The sequence below is a fragment of the Streptomyces verrucosisporus genome, assembly GCF_017114865.1.
Classification (GTDB): Bacteria; Actinomycetota; Actinomycetes; order Streptomycetales; family Streptomycetaceae; genus Streptomyces; species Streptomyces fenghuangensis.
The window spans coordinates 357966-376254 of sequence record NZ_JADEYH010000001.1; the positions used below are offsets into that span (position 1 = coordinate 357966).

The 18289-nt window shown below is 72.4% G+C and carries 15 protein-coding genes and 1 pseudogene; 11 read left to right on the forward strand and 5 right to left on the reverse strand.

Translation table 11 applies throughout. From position 1 onward, the window contains the following. Positions 1 to 17: 17 nt before the first annotated feature. The 7 genes from IQ279_RS01670 to IQ279_RS01700 all read left to right on the forward strand — a co-directional run bounded on the left by IQ279_RS01670 (position 18) and on the right by IQ279_RS01700 (position 6358). Positions 18 to 914, forward strand: a complete 897-nt coding sequence (locus IQ279_RS01670) for a cell division protein FtsQ/DivIB (RefSeq protein ID WP_206346433.1) — start codon at positions 18 to 20, stop codon at positions 912 to 914. A 276-nt stretch (positions 915 to 1190) separates the two neighbouring features. Then, on the forward strand, positions 1191 to 2450 hold the full coding sequence (gene ftsZ, locus IQ279_RS01675) for a cell division protein FtsZ (protein WP_206346434.1): 1260 nt from the start codon (positions 1191 to 1193) through the stop codon (positions 2448 to 2450). 11 nt (positions 2451 to 2461) lie between these two features. Continuing rightward, the gene (gene pgeF / locus IQ279_RS01680; protein ID WP_206346435.1) at positions 2462 to 3235 is read left to right on the forward strand and encodes a peptidoglycan editing factor PgeF; all 774 of its coding nucleotides are present in this window, start codon (positions 2462 to 2464) and stop codon (positions 3233 to 3235) included. Further along, positions 3232 to 3975 carry a YggS family pyridoxal phosphate-dependent enzyme gene (locus IQ279_RS01685; protein WP_206346436.1) on the forward strand — a complete coding sequence of 248 codons (744 nt, stop codon included), beginning with the start codon at positions 3232 to 3234 and terminating at the stop codon, positions 3973 to 3975. The genes pgeF and IQ279_RS01685 overlap by 4 nt, the downstream gene beginning before the upstream one ends. A 216-nt stretch (positions 3976 to 4191) precedes the next feature. After that, positions 4192 to 4836 (forward strand): cell division protein SepF, encoded by a 645-nt coding sequence (locus IQ279_RS01690; RefSeq protein WP_206346437.1) that lies wholly within the window; start codon positions 4192 to 4194, stop codon positions 4834 to 4836. Positions 4837 to 4903: 67 nt separating this feature from the next. Next, a complete protein-coding gene (locus IQ279_RS01695; protein ID WP_093655225.1) occupies positions 4904 to 5188 on the forward strand; it encodes a YggT family protein in 285 nt (94 codons plus the stop codon). 48 nt (positions 5189 to 5236) lie between these two features. Next, positions 5237 to 6358 (forward strand): DivIVA domain-containing protein, encoded by a 1122-nt coding sequence (locus IQ279_RS01700; protein WP_206346438.1) that lies wholly within the window; start codon positions 5237 to 5239, stop codon positions 6356 to 6358. Positions 6359 to 6552: 194 nt separating this feature from the next. On the opposite strand, the gene ileS is transcribed toward IQ279_RS01700, so the two are convergent. Further along, positions 6553 to 9702: an isoleucine--tRNA ligase gene (ileS, locus tag IQ279_RS01705; protein ID WP_206346439.1), complete on the reverse strand. Its 3150-nt coding sequence runs from the start codon at positions 9700 to 9702 to the stop codon at positions 6553 to 6555. A 443-nt stretch (positions 9703 to 10145) separates the two neighbouring features. On the opposite strand from ileS, the pseudogene IQ279_RS27685 reads away from it, so the two are divergent. The 3 genes and pseudogenes from IQ279_RS27685 (at position 10146) to IQ279_RS01720 (ending at position 12618) form a co-directional block, all read left to right on the forward strand. After that, positions 10146 to 10890, forward strand: a pseudogene (locus tag IQ279_RS27685) (TraR/DksA family transcriptional regulator). A gap of 55 nt (positions 10891 to 10945) precedes the next feature. Further along, complete coding sequence (gene lspA / locus IQ279_RS01715; RefSeq protein ID WP_372445058.1) at positions 10946 to 11566, forward strand: signal peptidase II; 621 nt, start codon at positions 10946 to 10948, stop codon at positions 11564 to 11566. Positions 11567 to 11676: 110 nt separating this feature from the next. Then, positions 11677 to 12618, forward strand: a complete 942-nt coding sequence (locus IQ279_RS01720) for an RluA family pseudouridine synthase (RefSeq protein WP_206346441.1) — start codon at positions 11677 to 11679, stop codon at positions 12616 to 12618. Between the two features lie 93 nt (positions 12619 to 12711). Here IQ279_RS01720 and IQ279_RS01725 read toward each other — a convergent pair whose 3' ends face one another. Further along, positions 12712 to 13842, reverse strand: a complete 1131-nt coding sequence (locus IQ279_RS01725; protein WP_206346442.1) for a mechanosensitive ion channel family protein — start codon at positions 13840 to 13842, stop codon at positions 12712 to 12714. Between the two features lie 141 nt (positions 13843 to 13983). Between IQ279_RS01725 and IQ279_RS01730 the strand changes: the two genes are divergently transcribed. Beyond that, positions 13984 to 14574: a dienelactone hydrolase family protein gene (locus IQ279_RS01730; RefSeq protein WP_307792012.1), complete on the forward strand. Its 591-nt coding sequence runs from the start codon at positions 13984 to 13986 to the stop codon at positions 14572 to 14574. Between the two features lie 67 nt (positions 14575 to 14641). On the opposite strand, the gene IQ279_RS01735 is transcribed toward IQ279_RS01730, so the two are convergent. From IQ279_RS01735 to IQ279_RS01745, 3 genes are all read right to left on the reverse strand, one after another. Then, positions 14642 to 16300, reverse strand: coding sequence for an alkaline phosphatase D family protein (locus tag IQ279_RS01735; RefSeq protein WP_206346443.1), 1659 nt, complete (start codon positions 16298 to 16300; stop codon positions 14642 to 14644). A 270-nt stretch (positions 16301 to 16570) separates the two neighbouring features. Then, positions 16571 to 17362: a thioredoxin domain-containing protein gene (locus IQ279_RS01740; RefSeq protein ID WP_206346444.1), complete on the reverse strand. Its 792-nt coding sequence runs from the start codon at positions 17360 to 17362 to the stop codon at positions 16571 to 16573. A gap of 50 nt (positions 17363 to 17412) precedes the next feature. Beyond that, positions 17413 to 18105 (reverse strand): hypothetical protein, encoded by a 693-nt coding sequence (locus tag IQ279_RS01745; protein WP_241027388.1) that lies wholly within the window; start codon positions 18103 to 18105, stop codon positions 17413 to 17415. Positions 18106 to 18289: the final 184 nt, after the last annotated feature.

An 18289-nucleotide genomic window follows, 5' to 3' on the forward strand; every position in this document is an offset into this window, starting at 1 on the left:
GCGGGAGAGCAGGGAGTGTGGCCGGACGGACGGCGGCCGCCGGGCGAGGCGGCCGCGACCAGCGTGACCCCCACGGGCCGGGAGCGGGCTCGGGGCCGTCCCCGGCCCCGCCGGCCCTCCGGTGGCCCGGGCGCCCGCGCGCGCCCCGTCCTCCGGAGGGCCGCGGACGCCGCCGTCTGCTGCTCGCCCTCGCCGTCGGCCCGGCGCTGCTGGTCGGCGGTCTCGCCCTGTGGCTGCTCTACGGCTCCGCGTGGCTGAGGGTGGAGAGCGTCACGGTCGCCGGCGAGGAAGCCCTGACGGAGCGGCGGATCCTCGACGCCGCCCGCATCCCCCTCGGCGACCCCCTGGTCTCGGTCGACCCCGGCGAGGTGGAGCGGCGGCTGCTGGAGGCGCTGCCGCGGATCGACTCCGTGGAGGCGGCCCGTTCCTGGCCGCACGGCGTGGAGTTGACCGTCAGGGAGAGAAAAGCCGTGGTCGTGATGGTGCAGGACGCGCGAAACGGGGAAGGCGGGGGAGACGAGGACGGCACGAGGGGGCGGCGCTATGCCGAGGTGGACGACGAGGGGGTGCTGTTCGGCACGGTCGCCGAACGGCCCGCGGGCGTCCCCCTTCTCGCGCTGGACCTCGCCGGATCCCCCAGCGGGCACCGCTTCGGGCCCGGGAGGATGCGCCAGGAGGCGGTCGGGGTCGCCGCGGCCCTCCCCGAGCGGGTGCGCCGCGACACCCGGACCGTACGGGTCCGCTCCTACGACTCCATCACCCTGGAGATGAGCGGCGGGCGCACGGTGGTGTGGGGGAGCGGCGAGGACAGCGACGCGAAGGCCAGATCACTCACCCTGCTGATGAAAGCCGCCGACGGCGCGGAGAGATTCGACGTGAGTGTTCCGGGCGCACCTGCCGCGTCAGGGAGTTGACGTACGTATGTGCAGGCCAGCACCCTGGTTGGCTACCGCGTTGCCTGATCACATAGGGTGAGAGGAAAAACGGGAGGTTCGGCGTGTTCGTTGAACGCGAACCACTTGTCGACCTAGTGTCCGTTCCAAAGAATCCGAGGAACGACAGGCATTGGTAACCCTAAACTTGAACGTTAGGGTTCGGGTCGGCGTCCGAACCGTCCCACTCGGCATAGGTCGGCGCACCGCAACCATCGTGGAGCGGCGACACGTAACTCGAGGCGAGAGGCCTTCGACGTGGCAGCACCGCAGAACTACCTCGCAGTCATCAAGGTCGTCGGTATCGGCGGCGGCGGCGTCAACGCCATCAACCGGATGATCGAGGTCGGTCTCAAGGGCGTCGAGTTCATCGCGATCAACACCGACGCACAGGCCCTGCTGATGAGCGACGCCGACGTCAAGCTCGACGTCGGCCGCGAGCTCACCCGCGGCCTCGGTGCCGGCGCCAACCCCGATGTCGGCCGCAAGGCAGCCGAGGACCACCGGGAGGAGATCGAGGAGGTCCTCAAGGGGGCCGACATGGTCTTCGTCACCGCCGGCGAGGGCGGCGGCACCGGCACCGGCGGCGCGCCCGTCGTCGCGAACATCGCACGTTCTCTGGGCGCCCTCACCATCGGCGTCGTCACCCGCCCGTTCACCTTCGAGGGCCGCCGCCGGGCCAACCAGGCCGAGGACGGCATCGCGGCCCTGCGCGACGAGGTCGACACCCTCATCGTCATCCCCAACGACCGGCTGCTGTCCATCTCGGACCGTCAGGTGAGCGTGCTCGACGCGTTCAAGTCCGCGGACCAGGTACTGCTGTCGGGTGTTCAGGGCATCACCGACCTCATCACCACACCCGGCCTGATCAACCTGGACTTCGCGGACGTCAAGTCCGTGATGTCCGAGGCCGGTTCGGCGCTCATGGGCATCGGCTCGGCACGCGGCGACGACCGCGCGGTGGCCGCCGCCGAGATGGCGATCTCCTCGCCGCTGCTGGAGGCGTCCATCGACGGCGCCCGCGGTGTGCTGCTGTCCATCTCCGGCGGCTCCGACCTGGGTCTGTTCGAGATCAACGAGGCGGCCCAGCTGGTGAGCGAGGCCGCGCACCCCGAGGCGAACATCATCTTCGGCGCGGTCATCGACGACGCCCTCGGCGACGAGGTCCGCGTCACCGTCATCGCGGCCGGTTTCGACGGCGGGCAGCCGCCGGCCAAGAACCGTGACAAGGTGCTCGGTTCGTACGCCGGAGGCAAGGAGGAGGCGCCGGCCGCTCCGCGCCCGGCGGCCTCCGAGCCCGACCGCCCGTCCTTCGGCGGGCTCGGATCGGTCACCCCGCGCGAGGAGGAGCCGTCCCCGGCCGTCCCGCTGGCGGACTCCCCGTCCGCCTACGGCGCGGGCTCCCCCTCGCCGCTGTCCGGCGAGAGCGGCACGCCCGCGGCCCCGCAGGTTCCCCCGGCCCGTCCCTACCAGGACGGTTCGGCCGAGGAACTCGACGTGCCCGACTTCCTCAAGTAGGCACCACGAGCGTGATAGCACAGCACGACATCGTCAGCGGCGCGCACTTCGCCACCACCGACAGGTGGGGCGGGGTGAGCGCCGCTCCGTATGACGAACTCAACCTCGGCGGCGCGGTCGGTGACGACCCCGGCGCGGTGAGGGCCAACCGGGGACTGGCGGCGAGGGCGCTCGGCCTCGACCCGGCCGCGGTGGTCTGGATGAACCAGGTGCACGGGCGCGACGCGGCCGTCGTCACCGGGCCGTGGCGCGGCGGCGACGCGCCGTGCGTGGACGCGGTCGTGACCGCCCGCCGGGGCCTGGCCCTGGCCGTGCTGACCGCCGACTGTGTCCCCGTCCTCCTCGCCGACCCCGTGGCCGGGGTGGTGGGAGCCGCACACGCCGGGCGGCCGGGGCTGGTCGCCGGGGTCGTCCCGGCGGTGGTCGAGGCGATGGGCTCCCTGGGCGCGGACCCGGCCCGCACGGCCGTCCGCATCGGCCCCTCGGTGTGCGGGGGCTGCTACGAGGTGCCGGAGCGGATGCGCGAGGAGGTCGCGGCCGCGGTACCCGAGGCGTACGCCACCACGAGGCGGGGCACCGCGGCGGTCGACGTCGCGGCCGGGGTACGTGCCCAACTGGCCCGGCTCGGAGTGCCGGAGCCGCCGGCGCAGCCGGTCTGCACGATGGAGTCCCCGGACCACTACTCGTACCGCCGGGAGAGGACCACCGGACGGCTGGCCGGCTATGTGTGGCTGGAGGCTCCCGCAGGCGGAGCGGGAGAGACTGACGGGGAGGCCGTCGCGTGACCGACCGCAGAACCGGCAGCGGCACCGACCGCAGGGCCGAACTGGCCGCCAACCTCGCCCGGGTGGAGGAGCGCATCACCCGCGCTTGTGTCACCGCGGGGCGCGCGCGCGAGGACGTGACCCTGGTCGTCGTCACCAAGACCCGCCCCGCCGACGATGTGCGGCTGCTGGCCGGGCTCGGGGTGAGGCACGTGGCGGAGAACCGGGACCAGGAGGCGGCGCCCAAGGCCGAGGCCTGCGTGGACCTCCCCCTCACCTGGCACTTCGTGGGGCAGTTGCAGACCAACAAGGTCCGGTCCGTGGCCCGCTACGCCGACTTCGTCCACTCGGTCGACCGGCCCCGGCTGGTCGGCGCGCTCTCCTCGGCGGCCGAGCGCGAGGGCAGGAGGATCGGCTGCCTGCTGCAGGTCGCGCTCGACCGGGAGGCGGGTGCGGCCGGAGGGCGCGGCGGCGCGACGCCGCAGGAGGTGGGGGAGTTGGCCGACGAGGTGGCCGCGGCCCCCGGCCTCCGGCTCGCGGGCGTGATGACGGTCGCGCCTCTGTCCGGACCGTACGCCGGGAGACCGCAGGCCGCCTTCGAGCGGTTGAGGGAGATCTCAACCGCCCTGCGGGCGGACCATCCCGGCGCGGACATGGTCTCGGCGGGGATGAGCGGGGACCTGGAGGAGGCGGTGGCCGCCGGGGCGACACATGTGCGTATCGGCAGTGCGGTACTCGGAGTACGACCCGGGCTCCGGTAACGTCGCCAAGCAGGTCGGACCACAGCAGAAAATATGGTCATTCCCGCCCAGTGTGGATGACCGCGTGAGCTCATGGGCACCGGTGACGGAGTCTTGGGTTCGGGGGCCTCCCCGTCGGAGGCACCGGAGGCAGAATGGGGTCTCCCCGCCGCAGGCAGGAGACGGGGCCTCCCCGCCGATGGCCGGGGAACCACCACAGAGCGGAGGACGCAGAGAATGGCCGGCGCGATGCGCAAGATGGCGGTCTACCTCGGCCTCGTGGAGGACGATGGGTACGACGGCCCGGGGTTCGACCCCGACGACGAGTTCGAGCCCGAGCCGGAGCCCGACAGGGACCGGCGGCACCAGACGCACCAGCCCGCGGCGGCTCCCGCGGCGAAGCCCGATGGGGAGCAGGAGCCCGAGGAGCCGGTGCGGGTCGTCCACCCCCCTGCCCACCGGGAGCGGGAGCAGGTGCCCGCGCTCGCTTCCGAAAACGGACGGCACGGGAGGATTGCCCCCGTGTCATCCATCACACCCGAACGCCAGAACCTGGAGAAGAACGCACCGGTGATCATGCCCAAGGTCGTGTCCGAGAGGGAGCCCTACCGGATCACCACGCTGCACCCCCGGACGTACAACGAAGCCCGTACCATCGGGGAACACTTCCGGGAGGGCACTCCGGTGATCATGAATCTGACCGAGATGGACGACACGGACGCGAAGCGTCTTGTCGACTTCGCGGCAGGTCTGGTGTTCGGTCTCCACGGGAGTATCGAGCGGGTGACACAGAAGGTCTTCCTCCTGTCTCCTGCTAACGTCGATGTCACGGCGGAGGACAAGGCCCGCATCGCAGAGGGCGGGTTCTTCAACCAGAGCTGAGAGTCAGTGCAACCGGACGGGCCGGCCGACGGGCCGGACGCGACCAAAGGGGAGAGGGAAGCGCACGATGGGCGTCGTACAGCAGGTGGTCCTCATTGTGCTGCAGGTCTTCCTGGTCGTACTGATCTTCCGCCTGGTGATGGACTACGTCTTCATGTTCGCCCGCTCATGGCAGCCCGGCAAGGCGATGGTGGTCGTCCTGGAGGCCACCTACACTGTCACTGATCCGCCACTCAAGCTACTGCGGAGGTTCATACCGCCGCTGCGCTTCGGGGGCGTGGCGCTCGACCTGTCCTTCTTCGTACTGATGATCATCGTCTACATCCTGATCAGTGTCGTGGCCAGGCTGTGAGCGATACGGTCTTGCCGATATGCCGATGACTTACGTTGAGGTGAAGAGATGCCGCTGACCCCCGAGGACGTGCGGAACAAGCAGTTCACAACCGTCCGCCTGCGAGAGGGCTACGACGAGGACGAGGTTGATGCCTTCCTCGACGAGGTCGAGGCCGAACTGACGCGCCTGCTCCGGGAGAACGAGGATCTGCGCGCCAAGCTGGCCGCCGCGACGCGGGCCGCCGCGCAGAACCAGCAGCAGGGCATGCGCAAACCCGAGCCCCAGCAGCAGCAGGAACGGCCGGGTCCCGTCCCCGCCGCCATATCGGGACCGCAGCCGGTCCCGCCGGGGCAGATGGGCGGTCCGCCCCAGCTGCCCGGCGGTGCGCCGCAGCTGCCGGCAGGTCCCGGCGGGCACGGCCCGCAGGGCGGCCCCATGGGCCCCGGTCCGATGGGCCCCGGTGGTCCGGGCGGCCCGGGTGGCCCGGGCGGTCCCGGTCCGATGGGCGGCCACGGTGGTCCCGGCGGTCCGGGCATGCACCAGCAGGGCCAGGGGCCGGGCGGTGACAGCGCGGCCCGTGTGCTGTCGCTGGCGCAGCAGACCGCCGACCAGGCGATCGCGGAGGCCCGTTCGGAGGCCAACAAGATCGTCGGTGAGGCGCGCAGCCGTGCCGAGGGCCTGGAGCGGGACGCCCGCGCCAAGGCCGACGCGCTGGAGCGGGACGCACAGGAGAAGCACCGCGTCGCGATGGGCTCGCTGGAGTCCGCCCGCGCCACGCTGGAGCGCAAGGTCGAGGACCTGCGCGGCTTCGAGCGCGAGTACCGCACCCGCCTGAAGTCGTACCTGGAGAGCCAGCTCCGTCAGCTGGAGAACCAGGCCGACGACTCCCTGGCCCCGCCGCGCACCCCGGCCACGGCCTCGCTGCCGCCGTCCCCCTCGATGGCATCGGCGGGCGCACCGGGTGGCGGCACCATGGGCGGCCACCAGTCCATGGGCGGTCCGGGCGGCGGCCACCACGGTGGTCACAGCGGCCACAACCAGGGTGGTGGTCAGACCTACGGCGGGCAGCAGCAGATGTCACCGGCGATGACCCAGCCGATGGCCCCCGTACGGCCGCAGGGTCCGCAGCCGATGCAGCAGGCGCCCTCGCCGATGCGCGGCTTCCTCATCGACGAGGACGACAACTGACGCAGCCGCCGTAGGCGGCGGGTGAATCGGATCGGCATATCGCAGAGGGCCGGGCCCGGGATCGAAGATCCCGGGCCCGGCCCTCTGCCGTGTCTCCGTCTCCTCCGGCCTCTTGGCCCGGGGCGGACGCCCGGCCGGGCACACCGGTGCCCCGGGCCGGCGGACGGTCCGGGGCACCGGTGACGGCCGGACGGCTACACGCGGCGCAGCCGGAAGACCAGGGACAGCGACTCGTCCTCGAACGGCTCGCCGAAGGAGTCGTCCCCCGCGCCCTCCGCGCAGTCCGTCGCCAGGACCTCGTCCGAGATCAGGGACTGGTGCTCGGCCAGTGCGCGCGCGACCTCCTCGTCGTCCGACCTCCACCGCAGGGCGATCCGGTCGGCCACGTCCAGGCCGCTGTTCTTGCGGGCCTCCTGGATCAGCCGGATCGCGTCACGGGCGAGTCCCGCCCGCCGCAACTCCGGGGTGATCTCCAGGTCCAGGGCGACCGTGGCGCCGGCATCGGAGGCCACAGACCAGCCCTCGCGCGGGGTCTCGGTGATGATGACCTCCTCCGGGGAGAGGGCGATGGTCTCGCCGTCCACCTCCACCGCCGCCGTACCGGCGCGCAGCGCCGCCGACAGGGCCGCCGCGTCCGCCTCGGCGATGGCCTTGGCGACCGGCTGGGTGCGCTTGCCGAACCGCCGGCCCAGCGCCCGGAAGTTGGCCTTGGCGGTGGTGTCCACCAGGGAGCCGCCGACCTCGGACAGGGAGGCGAGCGAGGTGACGTTCAGCTCCTCGGCGATCTGCTCGCGCAGATCGTCGCTGAGCAGTTCGAAGCCCTGCGCCGCCAGCAGTGCGCGGGACAGCGGCTGCCGGGTCTTGACCCCCGACTCCGCGCGCGTGGCCCGGCCCAGCTCCACCAGCCGCCGCACCAGCAGCATGTCGCGGGACAGGTCCGGGTCGACGGCGGACAGATCGGCCTCGGGCCAGTCGGCCAGGTGCACGGAGTCCGGCGCTCCGGGGGTAACGGGGACGACCAGGTCCTGCCAGACCCGCTCGGTGATGAACGGCACCAGCGGGGCCATCAGCCGGGTGACGGTCTCCAGTACGTCGTGCAGGGTGCGCAGCGCCGCCGCGTCGCCCTGCCAGAAGCGGCGCCGGGAGCGGCGCACGTACCAGTTGGACAGATCGTCCACGAAGGTGGACAGCAGCTTGCCCGTGCGCTGTGTGTCGTAGGCCTCCATGGCCTGGGTGCACTGGTCGACCAGGGCGTGCAGTTCGCTCAGCAGCCAGCGGTCCAGCAGCGGGCGGTCGGCGGGAGCCGGGTCGGACCGGGACGGCGCCCAGCCGGAGGTGCGGGCGTACAGGGCCTGGAAGGCGACGGTGTTCCAGTAGGTCAGCAGGGTCTTGCGGACGACCTCCTGGATCGTGCCGTGGCCGACGCGCCGCGCGCTCCACGGGGAGCCGCCGGCGGCCATGAACCAGCGCACCGCGTCCGCGCCGTGCCGGTCCATCAGCGGGATGGGCTCCAGGATGTTGCCCAGGTGCTTGGACATCTTGCGGCCGTCCTCAGCGAGGATGTGGCCCAGGCAGACCACGTTCTCGTAGGAGGAGCGGTCGAAGACGAGCGTGCCGACCGCCATCAGCGTGTAGAACCAGCCGCGGGTCTGGTCGATGGCCTCGGAGATGAACTGCGCCGGGTAGCGCTTCTCGAAGACATCCTTGTTGCGGTACGGGTAGCCCCACTGGGCGAAGGGCATCGAGCCCGAGTCGTACCAGGCGTCGATGACCTCCGGGACGCGGACGGCCGTCAGCGAGCAGCCCTCGGCGGTGCAGCCGAAGACGACGTCGTCGATGTACGGGCGGTGCGGGTCCAGGCCGGACTGGTCGGTGCCGGTCAGCTCCGACAGCTCCACCAGCGAGCCGACGCATGTGAGGTGGCCCTCCTCGCAGCGCCAGATGGGCAGCGGGGTGCCCCAGTAGCGGTTGCGGGACAGGGCCCAGTCGATGTTGTTGTCCAGCCAGTCGCCGTAGCGGCCGTGCTTGACCGACTCCGGGAACCAGTTGGTCCGCTCGTTCTCCCGCAGCAGCTCGTCCTTGATCGCGGTGGTGCGGATGTACCAGGACGGCTGGGCGTAGTAGAGCAGCGCGGTGTGGCAGCGCCAGCAGTGCGGGTAGCTGTGCTCGTAGGGCAGGTGGCGGAAGAGCAGGCCACGGGCGTCGAGGTCGGCGACCAGCGCTTCGTCGGCCTTCTTGAAGAACTGCCCGCCCACCAGCTCCAGGCCCTCCTCGAAGGTGCCGTCGGGCCGGACGGGGTTGACCACCGGGAGCCCGTAGGCCCGGCAGGTGAGCAGGTCGTCCTCGCCGAAGGCGGGGGACTGGTGGACCAGACCGGTGCCGTCCTCGGTGGTGACGTACCCGGCGTTCAGGACGAAGTGGGCGCCCTCGATCTCCACCAGGTCGAACGGGCGGCGGTAGGCCCAGCGCTCCATCTCGCGGCCGGTGAAGGTCTGCCCGGTCGCGCTCCAGCCCTCTCCGAGGGCCTTGGCCAGCAGCGGCTCGGCCACCACCAGCTTCTCGGTGCCGTCGGTGGCCACCGCGTAGGTGACGTCGGGGTGGGCGGCCACGGCGGTGTTGGACACCAGCGTCCAGGGCGTGGTCGTCCACACCAGCAGCGAGGCCTCGCCGGCCAGCGGGCCGGAGGTCAGCGGGAGGCGGACGTAGACCGAGGGGTCCACGACGGTCTCGTAGCCCTGCGCCAGCTCGTGGTCGGACAGGCCGGTGCCGCAGCGCGGGCACCAAGGCGCCACGCGGTGGTCCTGGACGAGCAGGCCCTTGCCGAAGATCTCCTTCAGCGACCACCACACGGACTCGATGTAGGCCGGGTCCATCGTCCGGTAGGCGTCGTCCATGTCGACCCAGTAACCCATCCGGGTCGTCAGCTCGGCGAACGCGTCGGTGTGCCGGGTCACCGACTCGCGGCACCTGGCGTTGAACTCCGCGATGCCGTAGGCCTCGATGTCCTGCTTGCCGTTGAAGCCCAGCTCCTTCTCCACCGCCAGCTCCACGGGCAGCCCGTGGCAGTCCCAGCCGGCCTTGCGCGCCACGTGGTAGCCGCGCATGGTGCGGAAGCGGGGGAAGACGTCCTTGAAGACGCGGGCCTCGATGTGGTGGGCGCCGGGCATGCCGTTCGCGGTCGGCGGACCCTCGTAGAACACCCACTCGGGGCGGCCCTCGGACTGTTCCAGGCCGCGGGCGAAGACCTTGTTCTCGCGCCAGAAGTCCAGTACGGCGCGCTCCAGGGCGGGCAGGTCGACCTGGGCGGGCACCGGACGGTACCGGGGCGGGGGCTGCGGGCTCATGGTGAGCTTCCTCCAACGGACGTGGTGACTTCCGCCGGAGGGACGAGACCGCCGCCAGTCGGCGCCGGTGCCCGCGGTACCACCCTCCTTGGCGCCGGACACGTACGCGGGTACGGGTCCACCGCCCTCTCATTGGTGCGGCGATGCCGGTTCTACTCACCGCCCGTCGCACCGCGTGCCGTGGCCGCACGTGCGCGGGGGCTTTCTTCCGGCGGCTCCGGGGTGATCTTCACGCCGCGCTCGCCCCCGGGCTCACACCGTCCCCGGGTCGCTCGTGGCCGCATACGGACGCTACTCGTCCCCTTCGACGCCTCTCGCTCAGCCCAAGTGTAAGGGTGCCTCCCAATGGGGGCTGACCGGTTTTCCGCCCGCGGCGCAGGGCAGAACGCTTCGCGAGGGTGCGGCGCCGCGCCCGGGAAGCGGGAGCGGCCCGGCGTGCCCTGTTGCCGCACAGTCGGCGCCGATTTATCGTTCCGGTCACGATTCATACACAAGATCACAATATGTGAAGGGGTCGTGGCCGTGGTGGCGAGGGAACCCGCAGCGAGGAGGGCGCGAGCCGCGGACCCCGAGGCCGCCGCGGGCGACGGGGACACCGAGAGCGCGGGGAAGAAGCACTCCGGAGGGAAGTCCGCCGCGAAGAGGGCGGCGGAGAGCACGGGCGCCGGAAGGGCGGCCGGCAGGAAGACAGGAGCCGAGACGGTGGTTGCCAAGAAGTCCACGACGGGAGCGCGGGCCGCCGGGCACGCCGCCCCGGTCCCCCCGGCTCGTACGGCCGCGGCCACCGCCGCCCCCGACGAGCTGGTCGTACGGCCCGGAGAGGAGCCCTGGACCGAGCAGGAGGTGGAGGAGGCGCGCACGGAGCTGTCCTCGGAGTCCGAGCGGCTGCGTGTGGAGATCCACGCCGCGGAGGAGGCCCTCAACGGCCTGATGCGGGACTCGGCCGACGGAGCCGGGGACGACCAGGCCGACACGGGAACGAAGAACATCACGCGCGAGCACGAGATGGCCCTGGCGGAGAACGCCCGCGAGATGCTCTACCAGACCGAGCGGGCCCTGGACCGCCTGGAGGCCGGGACGTACGGCGTGTGCGAGAACTGCGGCAAGCCCATCGGCAAGGCGCGGATGCAGGCGTTCCCCCGGGCCACGCTCTGCGTCGAGTGCAAGCAGCGGCAGGAACGCCGCTGACCACCGCCGGCCGCTGCCGCCCGCCGCCGCCCGGGCGTGACGTACCCTGCATCACGTGACAGAGGTGGAACGGTCCGGCGAGCAGCCGGGCGAGGCGCAGACCGAGACCGAGACCGTGGACACAGCCGCCGGCCGGGGTGCGGCCGAGTCCGGCGGCGGGTCCGGTAGCGACGGCGGGCCGGCCCCCCGCGGACGGCGGCGGACGGTGGAACTCGCCATCGTGGCGGCCGTCGCCTACGCCCTGGACCTGGTCACCAAGATCCTCGTGGTCGAGAAGCTGGAGGGCCACGACCCGATCGAGGTGATCGGCACCTGGCTGCGGTTCCAGGCCGTGCGCAACCCGGGCGCGGCCTTCGGCATCGGCGAGGCCCTCACCGTCGTCTTCACCGTCATCGCGGCGGCCGTGATCGTGGTGATCGCGCGGATCGCCCGCAAGCTGTACAGCACCCCCTGGGCCATCGCCCTCGGACTGCTGCTGGGCGGGGCCCTGGGCAATCTCACCGACCGGGTCTTCCGCTCGCCCGGGGTCTTCCAGGGGCATGTGGTGGACTTCATCGCGCCCGCCCACTTCGCCGTCTTCAATCTGGCCGACTCGGCGATCGTCTGCGGCGGGGTGCTGATCGTGCTGCTCTCCTTCCGGGGCCTGGACCCCGACGGAACCGTTCACAAGGACTGACCGGCCCCCGTCCGCGGCCGGTCCATCCCGGCCCGCGGGGAAGGCCCCGCCGGGCGCGTGCGCCTGCCCGCCGGGCGGGGGCGCCACCGGCTTCCGGCATACTCGACCGGGTGAGCCAGCTTCCCGAGATCCGTACCCTGCCCGTACCCGACGGCCTGGAGGGCGAGCGCATAGACGCGGCCCTGGCCAGGATGTTCGGCTTCTCCCGTACGAAGGCGGCCGAGCTGGCCGCCACGGGGAAGGTCCGGCTCGACGGCGGTGAGGTCGGCAAGTCCGAGCGGGTGCGCGGCGGGGCCTGGATCGAGGTCGAGATGCCCGCACCGCCGGCCCCGGTCCAGGTGGTGGCCGAGCCCGTGGAGGGCATGGAGATCGTGCACGACGACGACGACATCGTGGTCGTCGCCAAGCCGATCGGCGTGGCCGCCCATCCCAGTCCCGGCTGGAGCGGCCCCACCGTGATCGGCGGGCTGGCCGCCGCCGGCTTCCGCGTCTCCACCTCGGGCGCGGCCGAGCGGCAGGGCATCGTGCACCGGCTGGACGTGGGCACCTCCGGCCTGATGGTGGTCGCCAAGTCCGAGCGTGCCTACACCCTGCTCAAGCAGCAGTTCCGCGAGCGCACGGTCGACAAGCGCTACCACGCGCTCGTCCAGGGCCACCCCGACCCGCTCAGCGGCACGATCGACGCCCCCATCGGGCGGCACCCCGTCCACGACTACAAGTGGGCCGTCACCGCCGACGGCAAGCCGTCGGTCACCCACTACGACCTCATCGAGGCGTTCCGGGCCGCCAGCCTGCTCGACATCAAGCTGGAGACCGGCCGCACCCACCAGATCCGCGTCCACATGGCCGCCCACCGGCATCCGTGCGTCGGCGACACCACCTACGGAGCCGATCCGAAGCTGGCCGGGCGCCTGGGGCTGACTCGGCAGTGGCTGCACGCGGTACGGCTGGGCTTCGAACACCCCGCGGACGGCCGCTGGACGGAGTTCTCCAGCGACTACCCCGACGACCTGCAGACCGCGCTGGACAGGATCCGGGCCGAGAGCGCGTAGGGGCGTGTACGCCGCGGGGCCGCGGAGTACACCCGAGGCGTACACCGCGGCCCCACAGGGCCCGTGCCGGGCTGATCGCTTCGAGGCCTCTTCTCAGCCGGGCTTCCGCGCGTCCGGTATCCCCGGCCGTCCGCCGTTCGCCCGGCCGTCCACACCCGCCTCCTCACGCTCCGGCCCCCGCTCGAAGGCCGGGGCCGGGGCCGCCTGCGCGGTGGTGACGCGGGGCAGGGCGTAGGGGTGCTCCCGGTGGAGCCAGGTGATCAGCCCCTCGCGGACCTGGCAGCGCAGCGTCCAGATGTCGTCGGGGGTGCGCGCCGTCATCGTCGCGCGGACCTCGACCGTGGTGGGCGTGGAGTCGGTCACCACCAGGCCGTGGCTGCGGCCGTCCCAGGCGTCGCTGGCACGCACGATCTCCTCGGTCTTCCGCCGGATCTCGGCGATGGGCGCCGAGTGGTCGAGGTGGAGGTAGACGGTGCCGGTCATCTGCGGGTTGCCGCGGGTCCAGTTCTCGAAGGGCTTGCTGGTGAAGTAGGACACCGGCATGGTGATCCTGCGCTCGTCCCAGGTGAGGACCACCAGATAGGAGGTGGTGATCTCCTCGACCGTCCCCCACTCGCCGTCCACGATCACCGTGTCGCCGATGCGCACCATGTCGCCGAAGGCGATCTGCAGGCCGGCGAAGAGGTTGCCCAGCGTGGACTGGGCGGCGATACCGGCGACGATGCCCAGCACACCGGCGGAGGCCAGCATGGAGGCGCCCAGCTTCTCCATCGCGGGGAACTGCAGCAGCATCGCCGCGCCGGCGATCACGGTGACCACCGCCGTGGCCAGCCGCTTGATCAGCGTCAGCTGGGTGCGCACCCGCCGCACCCGCGCCGCGTCGTGGGCGATCCCGGCGTACCGGGAGTAGGCCGTCTCCACCACGGCGGTCAGCACCCGCAGCATCAGCCACGCGGCGGCCCCGATCAGTATCAGGTTCAGCCACAGGTCGACGGCCTTCTGGTGGTCCCTGGCCAGGTGCGTCTCGTCCGCGAAGGCGTTGAGCAGACCGACGAAGACCACCGCCTGGAGCGGGACCCGGCCGCTGCGCAGCAGGCCCCACAGCGGAGTCTCCGGGTGCCGGGCGTCCATGCGCCGCAGCGCGCGGTCCACCGCCCAGCCGACGGCGAACGCCAGGATGATGGCGCCGCCGAAGACGATCAGCGGTCGCAGCACGTTCTCCATGGTGGTGTGAACTCCTCGTCAAGACTCCTGGGAACGGAAAAAGGACCCCACCGACCGTACCTGGCACCATGGGAGGACTCCGCCTCCCGGCGCGGCGCCGTGACGTGGATCATGAGGCTGACCTGCTAAGGAAGTGACACCGTGCCCACCGTTGTGATGTTCCACTCCGCCTACGGGCCGCGCCCCGCCGTCGAGGAGGCGGCCGTCAGGCTCAGGGAGGCCGGGCACGAGGTCCACACCCCCGACCTGTACGGCGGGCGGACGGCCCGGACGGTCGAGGAGGGCATGGCGATCAAGGACGGGATCGGCCGCGACGAGTTGCTGAGAAGGGCCGTCGCCGCCACCGCCCCCCTCTCCGAGCGCGGGGTGGTGTATGCCGGGTTCTCCCTGGGCGGGGCGATCGCCCAGAACCTCGCGCTCGCCGACACCCGCGCCCGCGGGCTGCTGCTCCTGCACGGCACCTCCGACATCCCCGAGGACGCGGCCGTCGACGACCTGCCCGTGCAGCTCCACGTCGCCGACCCCGATCCGTTCGAGCCGCACGACTGGCTGAACGCCTGGTACCTGCGGATGCGTCGGGCGGGCGCGGACGTCGAGGTGCACCGCTACCCCGGGGCCGGGCACCTGTTCACCGACCCCGGCCTGCCGGACCACGACAAGGAGGCGGCCGAGCTGACCTGGCGGACAGCACTCGGCTTCCTGGCGGAGCTGGAGGAGCCGGCGGGCCGCTGAACCCCGCAGGCCGCGCGAAGCGCGTGCGGGAGGCCCGGAGCGCGGGCCTCCCGCACGGGGAGAGTCCTCAGCGCACGGGGTCCTCCGCGCGCTCCACCCGCTGCGTGCCCGAGCGGGTCCGGTAGGAGCGCACGTGGACGGCGGACGCCCGCGGGTCGGTCTTGTCCGACAGCGCGTAGTAGTCCATCTGGGTCCGTTCGGCGTCCACGTCGAGGACGCCGTAGCCGTGCGAGTCCATGTCGAGCCACTTGGTGTGCCGGTTGGCGGCGCGTACGGCGGCCTCCGCCACGGAGGAGACGGTGTGCGGCGGCACCCCCAGGATGTCGTCGATGTTGTCGGAGGTGACGGAGGTGACCACGAACTCCGTGGCCACCGGACGCTGGAGCGGATAGGTCGCGGCCCGCAGGGGCACGTCGTTGGCGAAGGCCATGTGGATGTCGCCGGTGAGGAAGACGGTGTTGCCGATACCGCGGTCGCGCAGGTGCGTCAGCAGCTCGCGGCGGTCGTCGGTGTAGCCGTCCCACTGGTCGACGTTGACGGCCAGACCCTCGCGGGGCACGCCGAGCAGCTCGGCCAGCGGCCCGAGCAGGTACGCCGGCACGGAGCCGAAGGCCATGGGCGAGATCATCACCGAGGTGCCCACCAGGTGCCACCGGGCGCCGGAGGACGCCAGGGAGGACTTCAGCCAGTCCAGTTGCGCGCGGCCGGTGATGGTGCGGCCGGGGTCGTCCACGTCGCCGCTGCCGATGCCCGCCTGGCGGTCGCGGAAGGAGCGCAGGTCGAGCAGGTGGAGATCGGCGAGGTCGCCGAAGCGCAGCCGCCGGTAGACGGTGCCCTCGACGGAGGGGCGCACCGGCATCCACTCGAAGTACGCCCGGCGCGCGGCAGCGGCTCGCGCCTCCCACTCGCCCTCCGCGCCGGGTGTGTGATTCTCCGCGCCGCCGGACCAGGCGTCGTTGGCCGTCTCGTGGTCGTCCCAGATCGCGATCACCGGGTGCGCGGCGTGCAGCGCCTGGAGATCGGCGTCGCTCTTGTAGTGGGCGTGGCGCTGCCGGTAGTCGGCCAGGGTGACCGTCTCGTGGACGGGGCGCATCTCGCGGACGACGCCGTCCTTGAGCGGGTACTCGCCCTTGCCGTACTCGTAGATGTAGTCGCCCAGGTGGAGGACCGCGTCCAGGTCGGCACGGGCGGCGAGGTGGCGGTAGGCGGAGAAGAAGCCGCTTTCGTAGTGGGAGCACGAGACCACCCCGAAGCGGACGCGGTCCGCGGCCGTGCCGTCGGCGGGAGCGGTGCGGGTGCGGCCTGCCGGGGAGAGGATGCCCCCGGCCGAGAAGCGGTAGTGGTAACCGGTGGCCGGGCGCAGCCCGCGCACATCGGCCTTGACGGTGTGGTCGGCCTCCGCGGTGGCGGTGGTGCGGCCGGAGGCGACGACGCGGGTGAAGGCGCGGTCCTCGGCGACCTCCCAGCCGACCTCCACGGGCGCGCCCGCTCCGGAGCCGGGCGTCGCGTCGGGGGAGGGGGTGACACGGGTCCACAGCAGGACGCCGTCGGGCAGCGGATCGCCGGAGGCGACGCCGTGGGCGAAGGCCGGGCCGTCCGCGGCCCGGGCGCGCTGCGGGGTGCTCAGCGGCAGCAGCGCCGCGCCGGCGGCGGTCGCGGCGGTGGCCGCGACGACCGTGCGCCGCGTGGGGGCAGGGGTGTGGGATGCGGTGTGGGTGTCGGTCACGGCCGCAGATGCTACGTGCCGGTAGAGCTACGGGACAGGGCGCCGGAAAGAGTTCGCCAACCGGTCGAACGGCGTTGTCCTGGAAGAGGCGTGAGCCGGATCTGGCCGCACCCGCACCGCACCGTGCAGGGACACACGGCGCCACCGCACCGCACCGCCCCACCGGACGGGACCGGCCCGCCGGTACGCCGCGTAAGGCGGCGCACCGGCGGGCCGGTGCGGCCCGGCAGCCGGCGGCACCGGGAGCGGTGCCGCCGGCCGCCGGCCGGCTCACTTGGCGCCGAGCTTCTCCAGCTCGGCGGGCAGCGTGCTGACCTCGACGTCCTTGCCGTCGATCCGGACGGTCGGGGTGCCCTGGACACCGGCCTCGTTGAAGCTGTCGATCATCTCGAGCGCCCACTTGTCGTAGGTGCCCTTCTCGACGGCCGTCTCGAACTCCTTGTTGTCCTTGAGCGCGTCGACGTTCTCGGCGACCTTCAGCAGGTAGTCGTTGTCGGCGAACTTGTCCTGGTTCTCCGGCGGGTGGTGCTCGGCCGAGTACAGCAGGGAGTGGTACTCGCTGAACGCCTCGGTGCTCACGTCCAGCGCGGCACCCAGGGCGCTGGTGGCGTTCTTGGAGCCGTCGCCGCCGAAGTTGCCGTCGATGATGCTGCCGAGGTGGATCTGCAGCTTGTACTTGCCGTCCTCGGCGCCCTTCTTGACCGTCTCGCCCAGGGCCTGCTCGAAGTTGGCGCAGGCGGGGCAGCGCATGTCCTCGTAGACGTCGATCGTCTTCTTGGCGTCCTCGTCGCCGATGAGGACGATCGTGCCGTTCTTCCCGGAGGAGTTGGCAGGCTTCACCAGCTTCTTGTCCGCCGCGTCGGCCCAGGACTTGTCACTGCCGCCGTCGTCCATGTTGGCGACGGCGAAGCCGATGCCGCCCGCGACCGCGAGGATCGCCAGCACCGAGCCGCCGACGACCGCCTGGCGGCGCAGCTTGTCCTTCTTGGCCTGCTTCTCCCGCTCGGCCCGCAGCCGCTCGCGGGCGGCGCGCTTGGCTTCCTGGCTGTTGCGCTTGCTCATGGGGGTGTGTTCTCCGTGTCCGGTACGTGAGTGGGTGGGGGCGGTGGTGCTCAGGCGGCGAGGGCCGCGGAGCACGGAGGTCCGCGCCGTACGACGGAGTGGGTCAGCAGGGGGAGCACGCGGCGCGTGCGGGTGCGGCGGGCGGGGCGCAGCACCCGGCCGGGGGCCTCGCCGGCCGCGCTCCGGGCTTCCGCGGCCAGCAGCAGCGGCCGGAAGACGGCCGCCGCGGCGGCGCGCAGCAGCCGGGCGAGCGCCGCGTCGCCCCGGTGCAGCCACGCGGCCGCGGTGAGGCCGACGGCCACATGCGCGGCCAGCAGCAGCCACGGGGCGGCCGGGTGGGCGGCCACGGGCAGCGGGGACGCGCCGGAGGCGGTCATCCGCGCCAGCGGCGTGCCGAAGTCGCCCCCCGCGCACAGCAGGTCCAGCCCGACCGCCCGCAGCGGCCCGGCCACCGGGCCGCCGGCCTGCCCGTAGCAGGCGTGCTGGCCGGTGGTGAAGACGGTGTCGGCGGCCAGCTCCAGCGGCACCAGCAGCGCGGCGATCGCCCCGAAGCCCCGCTCGCGTCCGGCGAAGGCGAAGGCGATCACGAACACCGCCGCGCCGACCGCCAGGAGCGGCGGATACGGCAGGGGACCGGCCGAGAGCAGCACATGGGCGCCCGCGGACAGCACGAGGCACACCGCGGTGAAGACCGCGGCGCGCACCGCCCGGATGCCTGTGTCGGTGAAGCCGGTCCCGCTCATCGCAGCCGAGTGTGCCACGGGCTCCGTTAAGAAGTGCCTAAAGGGCGTGGGCCGGGTGAGGATCGCAACACGACCGATGCCCGCGGCCGCGGGTGCGGGCGGTGTGACCTGTGTGGCAGCGGGGTCCCGCGTTGGGGGCGCACGGGATCTCGTGAGGGCTCGCGCGGGGGCGCGGCGGCGACAG

What these genes read in the sequence shown, in the direction of transcription:
- IQ279_RS01690 (WP_206346437.1), top strand. Translation starts at nt 4,192, where the DNA reads ATGGCCGGCGCGATGCGCAAGATGGCGGTCTACCTCGGCCTCGTGGAG.
- IQ279_RS01695 (WP_093655225.1), top strand. Translation starts at nt 4,904, where the DNA reads ATGGGCGTCGTACAGCAGGTGGTCCTCATTGTGCTGCAGGTCTTCCTG.
- IQ279_RS01700 (WP_206346438.1), top strand. Translation starts at nt 5,237, where the DNA reads ATGCCGCTGACCCCCGAGGACGTGCGGAACAAGCAGTTCACAACCGTC.
- ileS (WP_206346439.1), bottom strand. Translation starts at nt 9,702, where the DNA reads ATGAGCCCGCAGCCCCCGCCCCGGTACCGTCCGGTGCCCGCCCAGGTC.
- IQ279_RS01725 (WP_206346442.1), bottom strand. Translation starts at nt 13,842, where the DNA reads ATGGAGAACGTGCTGCGACCGCTGATCGTCTTCGGCGGCGCCATCATC.
- IQ279_RS01740 (WP_206346444.1), bottom strand. Translation starts at nt 17,362, where the DNA reads ATGAGCAAGCGCAACAGCCAGGAAGCCAAGCGCGCCGCCCGCGAGCGG.
- IQ279_RS01745 (WP_241027388.1), bottom strand. Translation starts at nt 18,105, where the DNA reads ATGAGCGGGACCGGCTTCACCGACACAGGCATCCGGGCGGTGCGCGCC.